The sequence below is a fragment of the Chryseobacterium indoltheticum genome, from assembly GCF_003815915.1.
GTDB classification, from domain to species: Bacteria; Bacteroidota; Bacteroidia; order Flavobacteriales; family Weeksellaceae; genus Chryseobacterium; species Chryseobacterium indoltheticum.
Window position 1 is genome coordinate 2,802,313 of sequence record NZ_CP033929.1, and the last position, 19,091, is coordinate 2,821,403.

Sequence of the window (19,091 nt, forward strand, 5' to 3'; positions counted from 1 at the left end):
TAGGAATTAGATGTTAGGAATTAGGTTAAAAAATAGTTTTAAACTATGACCTTATACCTAAAATCTGTTATCTTTTTTTAAATTACTTTAGCTTCCTCATGAAGAAGTCTTACCAACTCATCAAAATTATCAGGAGAAACGATTTTTACAGCTGCTCTTGGCGGAACAGAGTCATAAGATACTCCCTGAACTTTCACCTCAGATGAAGTAGGTTCTACCACCTGCAAAGGTTTTGTTCTTGCAGACATAATCCCTCTCATGTTTGGAATAATTAAATCTTTTTCGTCAACTAATCCTTTTTGACCAGCAATTACAGCAGGTAATTTAACAGAAATAGTTTCTTTCCCTCCTTCAATTTCTCTCACTGCAGTCGCTTCACTGCCATTAACGTCTAAACCAACAGAAGCATTTACGAAAGGCTGATTCAACAATTGGGCAACCATTCCGGGAACAGAACCACCGTTGTAATCAATAGATTCTTTACCACAAAGAACCAAATCATATCCTCCATTCTGCGCTACAGAAGCAATCTCTTTCGCTGTAGAATAACTGTCTTTCGGGTCAAGATTTACTCTTACTCCGTCATTTGCACCAATTGCCAAAGCTTTTCTGATTACCGGCTCAGTTGTAGCATCTCCAACGTTTAAAACTGTAACTGTAGCTCCTTGAGACTCCTGTAATTTGATCGCTTTTGTTAATGCGAACTCGTCTAACGGATTGATTACCCACTGAATTCCGTTTTTGTCGAATGCAGATTTATCTGCTGTAAAGTTGATTTTTGAAGTAGTATCCGGAACACTACTGATGCAAACTAATATTTTCATATGTTGTTTTAATTTTTTTCTTTTTTACTTCTAAATTGAAAAACTTCTGAAGTATTTTATTTTGTTTGTTACGTTTTGTAAATATAAATAAAAAATATATTATGCATGCATAATACTTATTTAATTATTATTCAGCGCATTATAAGTTTCTAAGACTTTGGTTTTGTTGCTCTAAACTCAATCTTGCTTGGTAAAACTCTTGGGTTCATCTTCAAAATATCCAGCACCAAACTTCCTATATCTTCCGGCTGAATTTTCCAGGCATCTTTTTCTGACAGAGTATTTCCGTTAAAATTGGTTGCTACCGAACCAGGCATGATAACGGTAGATTTGACATTATACTTTCTTAAATCGATCATTGCAGCTTGAGTAAAGCCTACCACGCCAAATTTCGAAGCATTGTAACCGGCTCCATTTTCAAAGAAATTAGCACCTGCTAAACTTGAAATTGTGATGTAATACCCTTCAGTTTTCTTTAATTCTTCAACTGAAGCTTTTAAAGTATAGAAAACTCCCGTTAAATTGGTTTCAATCATATCATTCCACTCCTCAGAACTTAACTCGTCAACAGGTTTGAAAATCCCCAAACCCGCATTGGCAATTACAAAATCTAATCTTCCGAATTTTTCTATGATACTTTTAACTGCGTTTAATTCATCTTCAAGGTTTTTTACATCTGAAATTAACCCTAAAACATTTGCTGAGTATTGCTTTAATTCATTCTCCACTTTTTCAACATCTTCTTTTCTTCTTCCCGTAAAAGCAACCGAAACTCCATTTTCAAGTAATATTTTTGCGATTCCGTATCCTACGCCTTTTGTTCCGCCCGTAATATATGCAACTTTATTTTCTATCATTATTTAATTTTTTAAAACTCTAAAATAACAAAAACGCCCCAATTGGAGCGTTTTAATATACTGAAATTGATCAGTAATTTATTTTTTGATGAATTTTTCTGTAGAAACACCATCTTTAGTTTCAATATTGATCAAGTAAGTTCCGGCAGGAAGATTTCTCACATCTACTTTATTGTCGCTTAAGTTTGTAGAAACTTTTCTTCCGCTTGCATCAAATAATTCGACATTATTGATTTTTGAATCTGATTTTATTGAAACAAAATCATTAGCAGGGTTAGGATATATGGAAATTTCTTTTCTTTTTACTTCAGTATCACTAGTACCCAAAACTCCACTTATATTGAATGTATCTAATCCCAGAGATACTGCAGTACCTGCTTGAATGGGTGAGAAATGATTAAATCCAAAATAATATGTTCCACTCGTTGTAGGAGTAAATGTCGCGGTATATTGTGTCCATGCAGTATTTGCTACAGTTGTTGAACTCCATAATGTAGTACTTTGTGCTGTTGTCGTCGCCTCGTTTCCAACAGTCAATTTGATACTTTGTGGATTTGTACCACCGAAATTTCTCAAATAAAAAGTCATCGTATATGCATTACCTGTAGATAAACTATATGGCTTTGAAAATAACCATCTATTAGTAACGGCCATTGTGCTATTATTTGAGAACACCATTTGTGTCCCTGCTTGTGGATTTCCTGCGGTAGCATCTGTAGCCCAAGCCCCTGTCCATCCATCATTTTGATAAAAACCAGCAGTAGCATTATCAAAACCGTAAGAATATGGTGTTCCAGCACCAAGAGTTTGAGCAGTAAACAATTTATATGGTCCTATCCATGCTCCATTTACAGTGTTATTTTTACTTCTAACATAATATTCATACATTGTATTGGCAGATAATCCGCTACTTATATCCACAAAACTTGTAGTTGTTCCTGTTACACTTCCAGACACTGCCGGTGTATGACCAACGACACCTTTTGAATAGTCATATCCCGTTACACCAGTTGCTGCCGTCCAATTAATACGACCACTTGTTGGCGTGATGTTAGATGTTGTCATTACTCGTCCCGGTTGAGGAGAAACTCCATTAATAATATGAACATTATCAATTGCTCCTAAGAATGCATCATTGGAAAAATTTTGAAAAGCTATATAAATGGTTTGCCCTGCATAAGAACTCAAATCAATACTTTTATTCTGCCATGTTGCTTCTTCACCATTAACAGTTAAAATAGGGGTATTAAAACTAGCCACAGTATTTCCAGTTGCAGAAATATATACCTTGTAAGATTCTTTGTATGTAGGATCAAATGATATTGCATGCCAATATAACGTATTAGTACCTGCAGGAAGTGCAATTGCAGGTGAAACCATCCAATCATTTGAGGTTCCAGGAGGGGTATACCACGATGTAGACAAAGCAATATTATTACCAAACTCTTCTTCAGAAGGTATCCAGGCTGCATTTACAAAATTAACGTTGGTATTAGGAGTAAGTCCATCAACATTATATAATGTCCAATTAGTTAATGGTCCATTATTAGCTTCAAATCCAGCACTAAAAACTTGTCCAAATGCTAATGCTGATGCTGTTAAAAATAAAGAAGATAGAATTTTTCTCATAATGTGTGTTTTTTTATTCACATTAAATATAATAAAAAAGTACAACATACACTATATTTATTTAAAAAAAAATAAAAATCCTCAAGAAAAATTCTCGAGGACTATTATTTTAATAAAATTAATTCAGTTTTTAAGACTTAGAATAATTTTCAAAAAACATTGGGATACTCTCAATTCCTTTATAGAAATTAAACAGTCCGTAATGCTCGTTTGGTGAGTGAATAGCATCTGAGTCTAGACCAAATCCCATCAAGACAGACTTAGCTCCCAAGACCTGCTCAAACATTGAGGTAATAGGAATACTTCCACCACCTCTGTAAGGAAGAACCTCTTTACCAAAAGCCGATTGCATAGCATTTTTAGCTGCTAAATATTCTTTGGTATCTGTAGGTAAAACATAAGGCATACCTCCATGATGCGGAGTCACTTTTACTCTCACATTTGCAGGAGCTATTTTCTCAAAATATTTTGTGAACTTTTCTGTGATTTCTTCAGGAGTCTGATACGGAACCAAACGCATTGATATTTTAGCAGAAGCTTTAGACGGTATCACCGTTTTTGCTCCTTCACCTGTATACCCGCCCCAAATTCCGTTGCAATCTAAAGTTGGGCGGATAGATGTTCTTTCTAAAGTTGTATATCCTTTTTCACCTTCTACATCATTTAAGCCAATTGATTTTTTAAATTCTGCAGGATTGTCTTTCAGCTTATTCATTTCAGCTCTTTCATCATCAGAAACAGTTTCCACATTGTCGTAAAAGCCATCAATTGTAATCTGTCCTTCATCATCAATTAGTTTGGCAATCATTCTTGAAAGCACGTGAATAGGATTCGGAACTGCACCACCGTAAAGTCCGGAATGTAAATCTCTGTTTGGTCCTTCAACTTCTACTTCTACATAGCTCAAACCTCTTAAACCTGTAGTAACAGTGGGCTGTTCGTTGCTGTAAATGTGCGTATCTGAAATAAGAATGCAATCGCACTCAAGCTTTTCTTTATTTTCGTTTACCCAGTCACCTAAACTTACAGAACCAACTTCTTCTTCACCTTCCAAAATAAATTTCACATTACAAGGCAGAGAATTGGTTTCCATCATGGCTTCAAAAGCTTTCACCTGCATAAAAAACTGTCCTTTATCATCTGCTGAACCTCTTGCAAAGATAGCTCCGTCAGGATGCAGCTCAGTTTTTTCTATGTATGGCTCAAAAGGTGGTTTTTTCCATAGTTCTAAAGGATCGGCCGGCTGTACGTCGTAATGACCATAAACCAAAACTGTCGGAAGATTTGCGTCAATTAATTTCTCACCATAAACAATAGGATAGCCTTTGGTTTGGCATATTTCAACATTGTCTGCTCCTGCATTTTTAAGATATTCTGCGCACACTTCAGCACACTTCAAAACGTCATTGCTGTAAGCCGGATCGGCAGAAATAGAAGGAATTCTAAGTAACTCAAACAATTCATCTACGAAACGCTGTTTGTTTTCGTTGATGTAATTTAATGTTTCTTGCATTGTAAATTAAATTTTTATAAAATTAAAAAAATTGTGGTGCCACAGCAAAACAAATAGGCTTTATTTTCTTCTGATTAAAATTAAAATGTCTTCAACAAAAAAATCCTGCAAAAAAGCAGGATTCATGTATTTTATTTTAAGAAAAACTAATGTTCTGCTTTTGCAGGCACTTCCTTCTTCGCAGCAGTAGAATCAGTAGTTTTTGGAGCTACAGTTTCGTGAGCACCCTGAGCTGAGTCTGCATGAGCAGGAGTAACTTCTCCGTGAGCAGTACCGTGAGCTTCTGACCCACCTTGATGATCATCAGAATATCTTTCTGTACCTTCTTCCATTTTGATCATATTCTTATTTCCTCCAGCCTGGATTTTTTTACAGCTTACCGCTACCGTTGCAAGAGCTAAACATATAACTAATTTTTTCATATGCAGATATTTATTTTTAAATCTAATGAAACCACCTTATTTTTATGAATGTTTGAGCTTCAAACAACTTTTGCGATTCCTTCTTGAATTTTTAATTGCCCAAAAGTAAGAAATATTGCATTTTTCGGCAACATTTTTATACTGATTTTAATATTATTTTACCTTTTTTGGATTGTGTAAAAATAAGATACTGATTTCCGCCATCTTTCAACTGATATTTTTTCTTGATTTCTTCCGGTTTTAACGGATAATTTTTGGAGATCAGATTAAACTGTTCTTTTTTCTTAATCTCTTTTGAATCAATCACATTCATTTCTAAAATTCTTCCCGGAAAATCTGAAATTTTAACATCAGAAGTGTATAAATGCGTATTGGGATGCAGTTTTTTTAGCTTAAATTCACTTGAAATTAAATTAAAAATTCCTGCTTTCATAATTGTATTATTGGGAATATAAATAAATTGTTGCGGTTCACTATATTCTGCCTGAGCATTTTTCTCTGCATGAATATCAAAACTAAAATCATTTTCGCCGCTCTCAAGATTCACACAATTACACATAATTTCTCCTGAATAATTTTTAGAAAGGAAAACAACAATCTCTTTCACATCATTTCTAACAGCAATAATTTCAATTTTAGAAATATTTTTTAAGACCGAAATCAGGTATTTTAAATCAATTAAAGGAGACAGCTTTATGATAACTTGTTCCGAAATAAAGAGCAACTGGTCCTGAATTTCCAAAATATTCGGTGAAAGGTCTTCAAGCAGAAAAACTTTATTTTTATTCTGATCTCGTCGCGCAGGATCGAGATAAATTACATCAAAATTTTCATTGTTTTCAGTAAGAAAATCTTCTAATTTTTCATTAATGAAGTTTGCTTTTTTCCCTAAAATGCTCCAATTATGCTTTACGATATCTAAAAGTTCTTTATTTTGTTCGACTAGAGTGATTTCTTTAAAATTTTTAGATAAATAATAGGCATCTATTCCAAAACCGCTTGTTAAATCGATGAATTTTTCACCTTTCAGAATTTCAGATTTATAAAGCGCTGTTTTTTCTGAAGAAGACTGTTCCAGATTGAGTTGTGGCGGGAAAATAATTCCGTCTTGCAAAAGAAAAGGAAATTTTTTCTGGGCCACCTGTCTTCCTTTGATTTGCTGAACGATTTCCTGCATAGAAACTTCAGGAAACGGGGATTTTTTTAACAACAAAGAATGTAAATCGGCATTAAGATTTGCATTGATGTAGTTTTGAATTTCCCTTTTTGAATGCCACGAATGCACTAATTTCTTTTTAAAATATTAATAATTATAAAACTATTCTTTTATAATTTAGTTTTGTCTCACCAAAATTAACAATAATAGCTAATTTATTTTCAGAAACTTTTAGGTAATTAATTGCCTGTGCAAGATCAGCGTCTGCAATCTGACTCTTTCCTTTAATTTCCAAAATAATTTCTTCGCTAATTACAAAATCTGCATAAAATTTATGAGGAAGAATAATCCCTTTATACACCACTTCATATTCCTTTTCTCTTTCATAGAATATTTCAGCTTTCCGAAATTCTATCTCCAAAGCATCTTTATAAACAATTTCAGAAAATCCATGTCCAAGATAGTTATGAATTTCCATACAAATTCCTATAATCCCATATGACTCTTCTTTGTAAATGACATTCATATATTACTCCATTTGTGTTTAATACAAATTTAATAAATATATTCGTGCATTAGTGGCATTAAATACGATTACTCTTTACTCAAACATTTCAGCGCAACGAACAGCTTTTATTTCTTTTTCGCTGTACAGTTCTTCTACCGACTTTTTAACGTCTAACTTGGGATATAAATTTACTCCAATCAGCTTTATTTTGCCTTCTTCTACCCACTTTTGCTCTTCAACAGCATGATCGTAAATATTTTTCTGAATAATCCCTTGTTTTAAAGATTCAAGATAGCCTCCGTTTTCTTCGGTTTCAACAAAGAAAGCCCAAGATTTATCCGCAATCTGTTGGGTAATATCTTCAACATAATAGCTATTGTTTGAGGCATCTTCAAAAACATTGATAATACTTTCGTATGCCAAAACAATCTGTTGTTTGAAAGAAATTTCTTCTGAAATATCTGTACTTTTTTCAACCAAATAATTGGTACTGTATACTGCATCTGCCCCGCCAATCATTGCCGAAGCCAATTCTAACGTCGAGCGAATGAGATTATTTTCATTGTCAGAAATTGCTTTGTTTCTCAATGAAGTTTCAGCAAAAATATATGGAATGTCGTCTAAATCATATTCTTTAGACAATTGATTGAAAACTAATTTAAAAGCACGGATTTTAGCCATTTCAAAGAAATAATTTCCTCCAACGGCAATTCTGAAAATGAGTTTATTGATGATTTCTGACCCGTAAACTTCGATTAACTCTTTTGTTTTGGCCAACGCAATACCCAATTGTTGGTAAATTGCAGCCCCGGCATTCTGATGAAGCGAAACATCTACGCAGATATTTCTTTTAAAAGCTTTTGCTAAAAGCTCTTTTACCAGCTGATCATTAATCTCTGCATTGTTTTCATCAAAAACATCAATCAAAGAAAAATACTGATCTTCATCTTGCGGACTGATGTGTTCTGCTAAATCTTTATTGTTAACAAAAATCGTTTTCTCTACCAAATTTTCTACATTTTCATTCAATAAAAATGCAAAAACATCATCTTCAAGACTTTCGTGATATGTTGCTACCAAATGCGTGCTTTCTTCCACTTTCGGAAGGTTTGCCATTGGCTTCTGAACAGAATTATAGAAAGGTTTTACATCAATTCCTTCCAAATTTTCTTTTTTCAGAATCGTGTAGATATCTTCAGTTTTAAGCTGTTTTTTAACAAGATTTTCCCAGCTTGAGAAAGTTTCTGAGTTTGACATAAGTGATGGGTAATATGTAATGGGTGATGAGCAATTTTGATTCGCTGGCGAAGTAAATTTACAGCGAAGTTAATTGACTATTCACAATTGACTTCAAAATTTATTTTTTAGCAATATTGGCGCTGTCTACAACGAGGATGAAAATTTCTTCGTTGGGTTTTTTCATAAAATAATTTTCTCTGGCGTATTTTTCTTTTTCAGATTTATTATTCATCAGTTTTTTGTAGAATGTATCATTCTTTTCGTATTCTGATTTATAATATTCTAGCTGATCTTCGTATTTATTAATCTCGCCATTGAGCTCATGGATTACCAAAAAAGATGTTTTATCAAAGAAAACCATCCACACCAGAAACAAGAAAATCGTCAGAATATATTTGTTTAAAACATAACTCTGAAAAAATTTATAGATTTCCGATTTTGGTTTAATGTCTTTAATGAGCTCTTTTTCTGCCATTTTAGTGTTTTCTTAATGAATTTTTAATAACTGTTGTTAAAAAATCAATCGCGACAGAATTCTGTCTCATATTTGGAATAATCAAATCGGCCTCGTTTTTTGACGGTTCGATAAATTCCTGATGCATAGGCTTCAAGGTAGTCTGATAACGATGTAAAACCTCATTCAGATCTCTTCCTCTTTCTTGCGTATCTCTTTTGATTCGCCTGATCAGTCTCTCGTCTGAATCGGCATGAACGAATACTTTTAGATCAAATTCTTTTAGTAATTCTTTGTTCGTTAAAACAAGAATTCCCTCAACTACCAAAACATTTTTCGGCTCAACCGTTACATGATCGCCTGTTCTGCCGTGCGTTACAAAGCTGTAAAGAGGCTGCTCGATTGCTTCGTTGTTTTTCAAAGCCTTCACATGCTGAATCAATAGATCAAAATCGATGGATTTTGGGTGATCATAGTTCAAAGCTTCTCTTTCTGTAAGCGTAAGATTATGATTATCATTATAATAATTGTCCTGAGAAAGAATATTCATTCCTTCAATGTCAAGTTGCTGTATAATTTTATCAACAACGGTAGTTTTGCCCGATCCTGTACCTCCGGCAATTCCTATTACAAGCATTCTGTTTGTTTCTTTAGAGTTTTTACAAAGATAGTATTTTAGATGAAATGAGATGTCAGAAATTAGAATTTAGAGTTTAGTTTAGATTCAAAAAAAACTCCGACAGTTGCCGGAGTTTATATTATACGATTTCGCTTGTTAAGCTTCTTGCAATTAATTTTTCATGCATCGGTTTCAGAATATCCATTGAGCCTGTTTTTACGGTGCATTTGCCTTTAAAATGAACCAACATGGTGCATTGCTCTGCCTGTATCGGATCGTGTTTGCAAATTTGAATCAACGCTTCGATCACATCGTCGAAAGTATGAATATCGTCATTGTGCAAAATCAATTTGTACACTTCATCAGTATCATCCAAAACCAGAACTTCTTCTTCGTACTGTCGTTTCGGATCTTCATAATCTTTTATGCTGTTATAAAAAATCATTCCTTTTATATTTAAACATCTAATTTATCTAAAATATCGTCTACTATATTGGGTTCAATATATACCAATTCAACCATTTCGACGCTTTTATTATTCATTTTCAATATCTTAAAATGATAATTTTCCAAATCAAACTCCTGGTTTTCTTCAGGAATATCTTCTAAAGCATGCAAAATGAATCCGGCCAATGTATTGTATTCACTTTCCTCAGAAAGGGTTAATTTTTTAGGTAACGATTCGTTGATCTCATCCAAAGGCTGAGTCGCTTTTACCCAATAGGTATTTTCAGCAATTTTATCAACCAGTTTTTCTTCGTCATCTTCCTCATCCTGAATTTCACCTACCAATTCTTCCAAAATATCTTCTAATGTAATAATCCCTTCGGTACCACCAAATTCATCAATTACAATAGCCAAATGTCTTTTTTTCTGTTGGAAAATCTTTAAAAGATCTGAAATTTTCTTGCTTCCGACTACGAAAAAAGCTTCTCCCATAAGGCTTTTCAAATCATCATGACTGAGGTTACCTTTTCTTTTAACAAATTCTCTGATGATTTCTTTTGTATAAAATACACCGATGATATTGTCGATTGAGTTTTCGTAAACCGGAATTCTAGAATATCCGCTCTCAATAATTTTATCTATAATAACATTAAGATCCTCTGTAAAATCAATAGAAAGTATATTTTGTCTCGGAACCATAATTTGTTTTGCCGAATGATCGGTAAAATCAAATGCATTTTTTATGATTTCGTAGTTCTCTTCCTCAATTTCACCGCTGTCGGCACTTTGTTTTACCAAAAGCTGAAGCTCTTCTGTCGAGTGAATTTCCTGTTCTGATGCAGGGTGAATTTTCATTAGCCTTAATACGCCATTAGACATCAAATTCATCAACCAAATAAATGGTTTAAAAATGGTGTAAAAAACTCTTAAAGGGACAGCCGTTGCCATCGTAGTTGCCTCTGCTTTTCGTATCGCAATAGATTTCGGAATTAATTCACCAAAAACAATATGCATTACAGTAATGATCAAAAAGCTGATCACAAGAGAGATTGTAGTTACGGTAGATTCACTGAAATTTATGCTTAGTGAATGAAAAATATTATCAATCACATGATGCATTGCACTTTCGCCAACCCAACCTAATGCAAGTGACGCTAATGTAATACCAAGCTGAGTGGCAGAAAGATACTCATCAAGATGCTTGATAATGTGCTCTGCCTGTTTTGCCATAGAATCACCATCGGCAGCTTTAAGCTGAATTTGCGAGTAACGAACTTTAACAATTGAAAATTCTGCGGCTACGAAAAAGCCATTTAATAATACAAGAAACAAAGCTAATAGTAGCCTGACTATGTCCGAGTCCATTTAGAAATTATAATTTATGTTACAAAGATATATAAAATTATGATAACAAAAAAAGCACCGAAGTATCGGTGCTTTTATATTTTTTGAATATTTTATTACGAATTTTTCAAAGCTTCTGCTCCTGAAACGATTTCTAAGATCTCGTTTGTAATAGCAGCCTGTCTTGCTTTGTTGTAGAAAATAACCAAGTCGTTTTTCAGATCCTGAGCATTGTCGGTTGCTTTGTGCATTGCCGTCATTCTCGCACCATGTTCTGAAGCTACAGAGTCTAAAACTGCCTTGAAAACCTGTGTTTTAATAGATTTCGGAATTAAATTATCTAAAATTTCGTTTCTATTAGGTTCAAAAATATAATCAGTTTCAGCCTGACCTTCTTCTTTCTCAGTTTCCACCATTGAGATCGGAAGAACTTGTTCTGTAATCACTTCCTGAGTTGCCGCGTTGATAAATCTATTGTAAATTAAATAAACTTCATCAAATTTACCTTCAATAAAGCTTGACATCACACTTTCTGTAATGTTTGCTACTTTATCAAAGCTAAGATTATCGAAAATTGCGCTTTCATTTGAAAACACTGCACGGTTTTTTCTTACAGCATCATAAACTTTTTTACCAATGGTAAGAACTTCAACTTCGTACTGAGCGTTGTTTTGAAACTGTTGGTTTAATTCTTTTACAACAGACGAGTTAAAAGCACCTGCCAAACCTCTGTTTGAAGTTACAGCAATAAATAGTACTTTTTTTACTTCTCTCTTCTGAGCGTAAACAGAAACCTGATCAGGATCTGAACTAGAATTTACATTCTGGATGATCTCCTGAAGTTTTTCAGAATAAGGTCTCAACATTACGATGGCATCTTGTGCTTTTTTTAGTTTCGCAGCCGAAACCATTTTCATAGCACGTGTAATTTGCATCGTAGATGAAATTGAACTGATTCTTCCTCGTATTTCTTTTAAGTTTGCCATATCGGGTTAGTTGTTGGTTGTCGGTTGTTGGTTGCTAGTTTTAGAAAATTCTGTCAACTATCAACCAAAAACCATCAACTAATTTTTAGTTATATTTTGCAGCTATATCATTAGCAGCCTGCTTAAGAACACCAGTAATATCGTTATCGATTTTCCCAGCTTTAAGAGCAGCCATAGTTTCAGGGTGCTTAGATCTTAGGAACTCGATGTACTCGATTTGGAATTCTTTTACTTTCTTGATAGGAACGTTTCTCATTAAATTCTCTGTACCTGCATAGATCATAGCAACCTGGCTATCTACAGGAAGTGGAGAATTTACCGGCTGCTTCAAAAGCTCTACGTTTCTTTCACCTTTAGAAATAACAGCTAAAGTAGAAGCATCAAGGTCTGAACCGAATTTAGCAAATGCTTCCAATTCTTTATACTGAGCCTGGTCTAATTTAAGAGTACCAGAAACTTTTTTCATAGATTTGATCTGAGCATTACCTCCAACACGAGATACAGAAATACCTACGTTGATTGCCGGACGAACCCCTGAGTTGAACAAGTCTGACTCCAAGAAAATCTGTCCGTCTGTAATAGAGATTACGTTCGTTGGGATATATGCAGAAACGTCACCTGCCTGAGTTTCGATGATCGGAAGTGCCGTTAATGAACCACCACCCTTTACGATTGGTCTTAGAGACTCAGGTAAATCATTCATCTGGCTAGCAATAGTATCATCAGCGATTACTTTTGCAGCTCTTTCCAATAATCTTGAGTGAAGATAGAAAACGTCTCCAGGATAAGCTTCACGGCCCGGTGGTCTTCTCAATAGTAGAGAAAGCTCACGGTATGCTACCGCTTGTTTAGATAAATCATCATAGATAATCAAAGCCGGTCTACCTGAGTCTCTGAAGAATTCTCCGATAGATGCACCTGCCATTGCAGAATAAACCTGCATAGGAACCGGGTCTGAAGCGTTAGCTGCAACAATTACTGTATAAGCCAAAGCACCTTTATCTGATAACGTTTTTACAATCTGAGCTACTGTAGAAGCTTTTTGCCCGATTGCAACATATATACAATATACTGGCTGACCAGCATCAAAAAATTCTTTCTGGTTGATAATTGTATCAATAGCAACAGTAGTTTTACCTGTCTGTCTGTCACCAATGATAAGCTCTCTCTGACCTCTTCCTACAGGGATCATAGAGTCGATTGCAACGATACCTGTTTGTAAAGGCTCAGTTACAGGTTGTCTGTAGATAACACCCGGAGCTTTTCTTTCTAATGGCATTTCGTATAAATCCCCTGTGATAGGACCTTTACCATCGATTGGATTACCAAGAGTATCAACTACTCTACCTAACATCCCTTCTCCTACTTTAATAGAAGAAATTCTGTTTGTTCTTTTTACTGTATCTCCTTCTCTTACTAATTTACTTTCACCCAAAAGAGCAACACCTACGTTGTCTTCTTCTAAGTTTAGTACGATACCTTCTACATCACTAGCAAATTTCACCAACTCGCCGTATTGTACATTTTCTAACCCGTATACACGAGCGATACCATCACCGATGGTAAGAACTGTACCTACTTCCTCAACATTAGATTGAGTGTCGAAGTTGGCCAATTGCTGTTTTAAGATCGCAGATACTTCTGCTGGATTTATTTCTGCCATTGTATGGTTGTTTTTCTTTTTTAAAATAATTTTTATCTTCCTAAACTGATATTAAAACCGTTTCGTGGTCTTGAATCTTGAATAATAACTGTATTAGTCCCGTTTGTAGCATTTGTCATTTCATTCCTCTTTTTAGAATATTCGAAGCCGACTTTTTTAGATAGTATTTCAAGCCTGTTTATATCTATCGAGCCATCGTCTTTTAAGATTCTTCCTCCATAAAGCATTTTTATAAAGTTATCAGTGATATTACATCCAACCAAACAATGCGTAAGATCTGTTTCAAAATACACTGTATCTAAATCAGCAGACATTACCTCAAAATAACTTACAAAACCACCTTTATTACTATAATTAATCTCTTTAGGATCATTATAATTATTAAATTTCAGGTAAAAAAGATCTTTCCCATTCAATGATATAATATTGAATGAATCTTCAGCTACAGGATCTTTAAAGACTTTAACAAACTCTTTTCCGTCTACAGTCGCAATATCTTTTTTAATTTTAACTTTTTGTCCAAAAACAGAACAAGAAATTACTACTGCAAAACCAAATAATTTTTTTTTCATGTGTTTGTGTTTTTATTATTTTAATTCAATTGAAAGTCTTTTTTAATCTTATTCAATTGTGATTTTACAGATGCATCTATCTGCTGATCTCCCACTCTTAAAATATAACCTCCCAAAATTGCAGGATTTACATTTACTTTAATGTCAAAATTAGCACTTGCATTAACAAGGTTTGTAGATTTTAAAATCTGCTCAATATTTTCGTTAGAAAGCTGTGTTGCAGTCGTCAGCGTAATTCTCTGAATACCGTTGATGTCTTCAACTTTATTAATGAATTGCTGTGCTACATTTTTAAGCTGACTTTCTCTTCCGTTTTTGATGATCAGTCTGATCAAATTCTGAGAAACAGGCGAAAAGCTTTTAAAGATTTCGTTTGCTACCTCAGTTTTCTTATTTGCGTCGATGTAAGGTGTCAGGAAAAATTTGTTCAAATCTTTAGATTCAGACATCAGCTTCACCACATCTTTCATTTCAGCAAAAACAGCGTCGGTTTGCCCAGATTCTTTTGTGAAATCTAGTAAACCCTGTGCGTATCTTTTGGCTACTTTAGATGTAAGCATTCTTAGTTAAGATTTGATTTATTTAAATAATTCTGAACCAACTCATTTTGAGCTTCGCTATTTTCAAGCTTTTGCTTCAGGATAGATTCTGCGATATTTACAGACAAAATACCAATTTGAGACTTGATGTCTGCCATTGCAGCATTTTTCTCAGCATTGATGGTTTGTTTTGCTGCTTCGATTAATTTATCTCCTTCAGACTTAGCCGCATCTTTAGCTTCAGCTACGATTCTGTCTTTAATTTCTCTAGCTTCTTTTAAGATAGCATCTCTTTCGATTTTAGCCTCACGCATAATTCTTTCGTTATCCGCTTTTAGAGTTTCCATCTCTCTTTTAGCCAGTTTAGCCTGATTAAGAGCATCCTGAATGTTGTCTTCTCTGGTTTTCACTGCAGAAAGAATTGGTTTCCAAGCAAAAGCTTTAAGAAGAACGACCAATAATAAAAATACTACTGCTGTCCAGAATATGTTACCAATTGAAGGGGTTAATAAATCCATTTTATATTCAATTATTATTTTTAATTTGTTTTTTAACTTTTTTAAAAGAATTCTACAAACCAACCGTTTGTAGAATTCTATTTGTTTACTATTCTTATTTACCTAGTAATGCTACTACGATACCGAATAGACCAGCACCTTCGATAAGAGCTGCTGCGATAATCATTGCAGTTTGGATTTTTCCTGATTGCTCTGGCTGTCTTGCAATACCTTCCATTGCGCTACCACCAATTTTACCAATTCCTAATCCAACTCCGATTACTGCTAAACCAGCTCCGATTGCTGCGATACTACCTGTCATTCCCATAATATAATATGTATTAAAAAAGTTATTTTATTATTTAATATGATTAATGATCGTGGTGAGGCTCTTCTACAGCCGACCCGATAAATAATGCTGTCAACATTGTAAAGATATAAGCCTGTAAAGCCGCTACCAACACTTCCAATACATAGATAAATAATGATAAACCTAATGATACCGGTGTGATTAAGTAAGTTTTCATGATAAAAATCAAAGAAATCAAACTCATAATGATAATGTGCCCTGCTGTCATGTTAGCAAATAGACGAATCATCAATGCAAAAGGCTTAGTGATAATTCCTAATAATTCTACAGGAATAAGGATAATATAGATTAAAATTTTCCCACCGAATGGCATGTTTTTCCCCAAAGGATCCAACATGTGCATCCAATATGTTTTTCTACCGCTTAAGTTTACAATTAATAATGTAAATACTGCAAGAACCATTGTAAATGCAATGTTACCCGTTGTATTTGCAGCTCCAGGAAGTAAACCTAAAATATTAAGAAGCCATATAAATAGGAATAAAGTAACCAAATATGGTACATATTTTCTATATCTTACAGAACCGATGTTTTGTAAAGCAATATCGTCTCTTACAAAAACCACAAGCGGCTCGATGAATTTTGCGATTCCTGAAGGAACCTGAGATTTTTTATAACTTGCTGCTGAAGCAAAACCGATGATTAATAAAATCACAGCAGCTAACAACATTTGAGCAACTACTTTAGTAATTGAGAAATCTAAAGGCTCATTATTTGTTGGATGCCCCTCATGCATTTCTAGATCACCTGCAGCATTTGTAGAATAAATTTTGTTGTGATGCACTTTGTAGAAATTACCATCTACTTCAGCAACTTTTTCTTCTTCATGTCCGAATTTTTCAGAGCTGAAAACTTTCAAACCGTTATCCCAAAGAATGACAGGTAAAGAAATTCCTACAGAATTGTGACCTTCACCCCAAAGATGCCAATTGTGTGCATCCGCGATATGGTGCATAATAAATGGAACAGGATTGTACGCTTCCTCTTTTGCAGTTTCCGCAGTACCCTCATGTGTTTCTGCAAACGAGAAGCAGAAGACAAAAAGATAAAGGGCGATTAACAGTTTTTTAAAACTCATGACTTGACTTTTATTTCTAAAATTTTTGCAAAAATATAAATTTTTATTCGATTTTTGGTAATTCTTCAAGTTTATATTACATGATATTAGTCTTGTTTTTTAACTAATTTTAAAACAAAAATAACTTCTATCAACAGGTAAATCCAGTACAGAACGAAGTAAGGAACGATATTAAGCTCAAAATCTTTCTCAAACATCGCAACATAGCCTATTGCGAAAATTTTAAAAACCACAAAACCCAGAAAAATAAATCCTATTATATTCTTTTTTTCTAAGGCAAAAACTACCAAAATCGTTAACAAACTGATTAGTGTAACAAAAAACATCAGAAAATGAATTTTGTAGGACAGCATCACTACATTATTTTCTGCTAATTGCCATTGTATAATAAATAATACAGCAGAAAACAGTAAAAACAATCCTAATCCTTTTAATACAACTAAAAACTTTTCCATTGGCTGCAAAACTACCAAAATTTATCAATATCGTTTTAATAATTAAAATGACATTCACACATTATGGGCAATGGCGCTATAATTTAATTAACTAAAAAAAATTGTTCACAGAATATTAAATTCTCTTTCACTAAACGAAGTAACTCAAGTGCAATAATGTCAGCTAAAATTTTAGAATGTGAAAATAAAATTAACCTTTAATCTGGTGTTCATTCTGAATAATTGTCTTTCGAAAATAAGTGAAACGGCTTTGTTTAGCTTAATATCAGTATTTATCTAGAATTCCTTGTCTTTCCTTGCGATAATAAACGGTAGGAAAAAAAAGTTTTTATAAGAAATTTTTTTTCAGGGATAAACAACGACATTTCATTCAGTAAAGAATACAAAGATTTCAATTTATCACTATCCTTGTCAAGTTTTTGAAGCTTGATAAGGATATTTGACCGTTTTCTCTTCCACTATTTTTTAAATATCAATCATATCAAGGTTTTTAGATATAAAATTGTTATTTTTGCAAACCATTTAATTAATTAAAAGTATGTTTAATAGTTTACAGGATAAATTAGACAAGGCCCTTCATAATATTACCGGACGTGGAAAAATTACCGAGATCAACGTTGCGGAGACCGTAAAAGAAATTCGTAGAGCATTGGTAGATGCCGATGTTAACTATAAAGTTGCTAAAGATCTTACCAAAAGAGTTCAGGATAAAGCTTTAGGACAAAACGTTCTGACTTCGCTTACTCCGGGACAATTGATGACAAAAATTGTTCACGACGAGTTGGTAGATTTGATGGGAGGTTCTCAGGAAGGCATCAATCTTTCAGGAAAACCGTCTGTGATTTTGATTGCAGGTCTTCAAGGTTCAGGTAAAACTACTTTTTCCGGAAAGCTTGCTAATTATTTAAAAACTAAAAGAACTAAAAAGCCATTATTGGTTGCGTGTGACGTTTACCGTCCTGCAGCTGTTGATCAGCTGAAAGTTCTTGGCGGGCAGATCGGAGTGCCTGTTTATAGCGAAGAAGGTTCTTTGGATCCTGCAAGTATTGCTCAGAATGCTATTAATTTTGCTAAATCGAACGGTCATGATATTGTAATCGTCGATACAGCAGGTCGTCTTGCGATTGATGAGCAGATGATGAAGGAAATTAAAACCGTTCATTCTACAATTCAACCCAACGAAACTCTTTTCGTTGTAGATTCAATGACAGGTCAGGATGCGGTGAATACTGCAAAAGCCTTCAACGATACTTTGAATTTTGACGGAGTTGTTTTAACGAAGTTAGACGGTGATACTCGTGGTGGAGCTGCTTTAACGATTCGTTCGGTAGTTGAAAAACCAATCAAATTTATCTCTACAGGTGAGAAAATGGAAGCTTTAGATCTTTTCTACCCTGAAAGGATGGCCGACAGAATCTTAGGAATGGGAGACGTTGTTTCCTTAGTAGAAAGAGCTCAGGAGCAATTTGATGAAGAGGAAGCAAAAAAACTTCACAAAAAAATCGCTAAAAACGAATTTGGTTTTGATGACTTCTTAAAGCAGATCAATCAGATCAAAAAAATGGGTAATATGAAAGACTTGATGGGAATGATTCCTGGAGTTGGAAAAGCCATTAAAGACGTTGAAATCAGCGATGATGCATTCAAACATATCGAGGCGATTATTCATTCTATGACTCCGGATGAGAGAAGAAGACCTTCTATCATCAATACTCAGAGAAAAAACAGAATTGCAAAAGGTGCAGGAAGAAAAATTGAAGATGTAAACGCTTTGATGAAGCAGTTTGACCAAATGGGAAAAATGATGAAGATGATGCAGGGACCTCAAGGAAAACAAATGATGCAGATGATGAGCAAAATGCCAAATATGCCGGGAATGGGCGGAATGTTTGGAAAATAATTAAATCAAATTTTTAATA

21 protein-coding genes are annotated in these 19,091 nt (G+C 34.1%); 1 reads left to right on the plus strand and 20 read right to left on the minus strand.

Annotated features, from left to right (window positions below):
• Positions 1-77: 77 nt before the first annotated feature.
• The 20 genes from EG358_RS13000 to EG358_RS13095 all read right to left on the minus strand — a co-directional run bounded on the left by EG358_RS13000 (position 78) and on the right by EG358_RS13095 (position 17,172).
• Entirely contained in the window at positions 78-824 is a 747-nt protein-coding gene (locus tag EG358_RS13000; protein ID WP_115596433.1) for an electron transfer flavoprotein subunit beta/FixA family protein, read from the minus strand.
• 149 nt (positions 825-973) lie between these two features.
• Complete coding sequence (locus EG358_RS13005; protein WP_076558740.1) at positions 974-1,681, minus strand: SDR family oxidoreductase; 708 nt, start codon at positions 1,679-1,681, stop codon at positions 974-976.
• Positions 1,682-1,759: 78 nt separating this feature from the next.
• Positions 1,760-3,310 carry a T9SS-dependent choice-of-anchor J family protein gene (locus EG358_RS13010; RefSeq protein WP_076558743.1) on the minus strand — a complete coding sequence of 517 codons (1,551 nt, stop codon included), beginning with the start codon at positions 3,308-3,310 and terminating at the stop codon, positions 1,760-1,762.
• Between the two features lie 130 nt (positions 3,311-3,440).
• The gene (locus EG358_RS13015; RefSeq protein WP_076558745.1) at positions 3,441-4,823 is read right to left on the minus strand and encodes a dipeptidase; all 1,383 of its coding nucleotides are present in this window, start codon (positions 4,821-4,823) and stop codon (positions 3,441-3,443) included.
• Positions 4,824-4,969: 146 nt separating this feature from the next.
• Positions 4,970-5,245: a hypothetical protein gene (locus EG358_RS13020; RefSeq protein ID WP_076558747.1), complete on the minus strand. Its 276-nt coding sequence runs from the start codon at positions 5,243-5,245 to the stop codon at positions 4,970-4,972.
• Between the two features lie 136 nt (positions 5,246-5,381).
• The gene (locus EG358_RS13025) at positions 5,382-6,530 is read right to left on the minus strand and encodes a class I SAM-dependent methyltransferase (protein ID WP_076558749.1); all 1,149 of its coding nucleotides are present in this window, start codon (positions 6,528-6,530) and stop codon (positions 5,382-5,384) included.
• A 25-nt stretch (positions 6,531-6,555) separates the two neighbouring features.
• A complete protein-coding gene (locus tag EG358_RS13030) occupies positions 6,556-6,927 on the minus strand; it encodes a GxxExxY protein (protein WP_076558751.1) in 372 nt (123 codons plus the stop codon).
• Between the two features lie 75 nt (positions 6,928-7,002).
• Entirely contained in the window at positions 7,003-8,166 is a 1,164-nt protein-coding gene (locus tag EG358_RS13035; RefSeq protein ID WP_076558753.1) for a methylmalonyl-CoA mutase family protein, read from the minus strand.
• 100 nt (positions 8,167-8,266) lie between these two features.
• Positions 8,267-8,623: an FtsB family cell division protein gene (locus EG358_RS13040; RefSeq protein ID WP_076558755.1), complete on the minus strand. Its 357-nt coding sequence runs from the start codon at positions 8,621-8,623 to the stop codon at positions 8,267-8,269.
• A gap of 1 nt (position 8,624) precedes the next feature.
• Positions 8,625-9,239 (minus strand): uridine kinase, encoded by a 615-nt coding sequence (gene udk / locus EG358_RS13045; RefSeq protein WP_076558757.1) that lies wholly within the window; start codon positions 9,237-9,239, stop codon positions 8,625-8,627.
• 121 nt (positions 9,240-9,360) lie between these two features.
• Positions 9,361-9,666 carry an ATP-dependent Clp protease adaptor ClpS gene (locus tag EG358_RS13050; protein ID WP_074229116.1) on the minus strand — a complete coding sequence of 102 codons (306 nt, stop codon included), beginning with the start codon at positions 9,664-9,666 and terminating at the stop codon, positions 9,361-9,363.
• A gap of 11 nt (positions 9,667-9,677) precedes the next feature.
• Positions 9,678-11,033 (minus strand): hemolysin family protein, encoded by a 1,356-nt coding sequence (locus EG358_RS13055; protein WP_076558759.1) that lies wholly within the window; start codon positions 11,031-11,033, stop codon positions 9,678-9,680.
• 95 nt (positions 11,034-11,128) lie between these two features.
• Entirely contained in the window at positions 11,129-11,998 is an 870-nt protein-coding gene (gene atpG / locus EG358_RS13060; protein ID WP_076558761.1) for an ATP synthase F1 subunit gamma, read from the minus strand.
• Between the two features lie 85 nt (positions 11,999-12,083).
• The gene (gene atpA / locus EG358_RS13065) at positions 12,084-13,661 is read right to left on the minus strand and encodes a F0F1 ATP synthase subunit alpha (protein ID WP_076558763.1); all 1,578 of its coding nucleotides are present in this window, start codon (positions 13,659-13,661) and stop codon (positions 12,084-12,086) included.
• Positions 13,662-13,693: 32 nt separating this feature from the next.
• Complete coding sequence (locus EG358_RS13070; RefSeq protein ID WP_076558765.1) at positions 13,694-14,233, minus strand: hypothetical protein; 540 nt, start codon at positions 14,231-14,233, stop codon at positions 13,694-13,696.
• Between the two features lie 20 nt (positions 14,234-14,253).
• Positions 14,254-14,793, minus strand: a complete 540-nt coding sequence (gene atpH, locus EG358_RS13075; RefSeq protein WP_076558767.1) for an ATP synthase F1 subunit delta — start codon at positions 14,791-14,793, stop codon at positions 14,254-14,256.
• Positions 14,794-14,795: 2 nt separating this feature from the next.
• Positions 14,796-15,290, minus strand: coding sequence for a F0F1 ATP synthase subunit B (locus EG358_RS13080; protein ID WP_076558769.1), 495 nt, complete (start codon positions 15,288-15,290; stop codon positions 14,796-14,798).
• A gap of 94 nt (positions 15,291-15,384) precedes the next feature.
• On the minus strand, positions 15,385-15,591 hold the full coding sequence (atpE, locus tag EG358_RS13085) for an ATP synthase F0 subunit C (RefSeq protein WP_066676872.1): 207 nt from the start codon (positions 15,589-15,591) through the stop codon (positions 15,385-15,387).
• Positions 15,592-15,640: 49 nt separating this feature from the next.
• Positions 15,641-16,717: a F0F1 ATP synthase subunit A gene (atpB, locus tag EG358_RS13090; RefSeq protein WP_076558771.1), complete on the minus strand. Its 1,077-nt coding sequence runs from the start codon at positions 16,715-16,717 to the stop codon at positions 15,641-15,643.
• An 86-nt stretch (positions 16,718-16,803) separates the two neighbouring features.
• Positions 16,804-17,172 carry a hypothetical protein gene (locus EG358_RS13095; RefSeq protein WP_076558773.1) on the minus strand — a complete coding sequence of 123 codons (369 nt, stop codon included), beginning with the start codon at positions 17,170-17,172 and terminating at the stop codon, positions 16,804-16,806.
• Between the two features lie 538 nt (positions 17,173-17,710).
• On the opposite strand from EG358_RS13095, the gene ffh reads away from it, so the two are divergent.
• Positions 17,711-19,072, plus strand: coding sequence for a signal recognition particle protein (gene ffh, locus EG358_RS13100; protein WP_076558775.1), 1,362 nt, complete (start codon positions 17,711-17,713; stop codon positions 19,070-19,072).
• Positions 19,073-19,091: the final 19 nt, after the last annotated feature.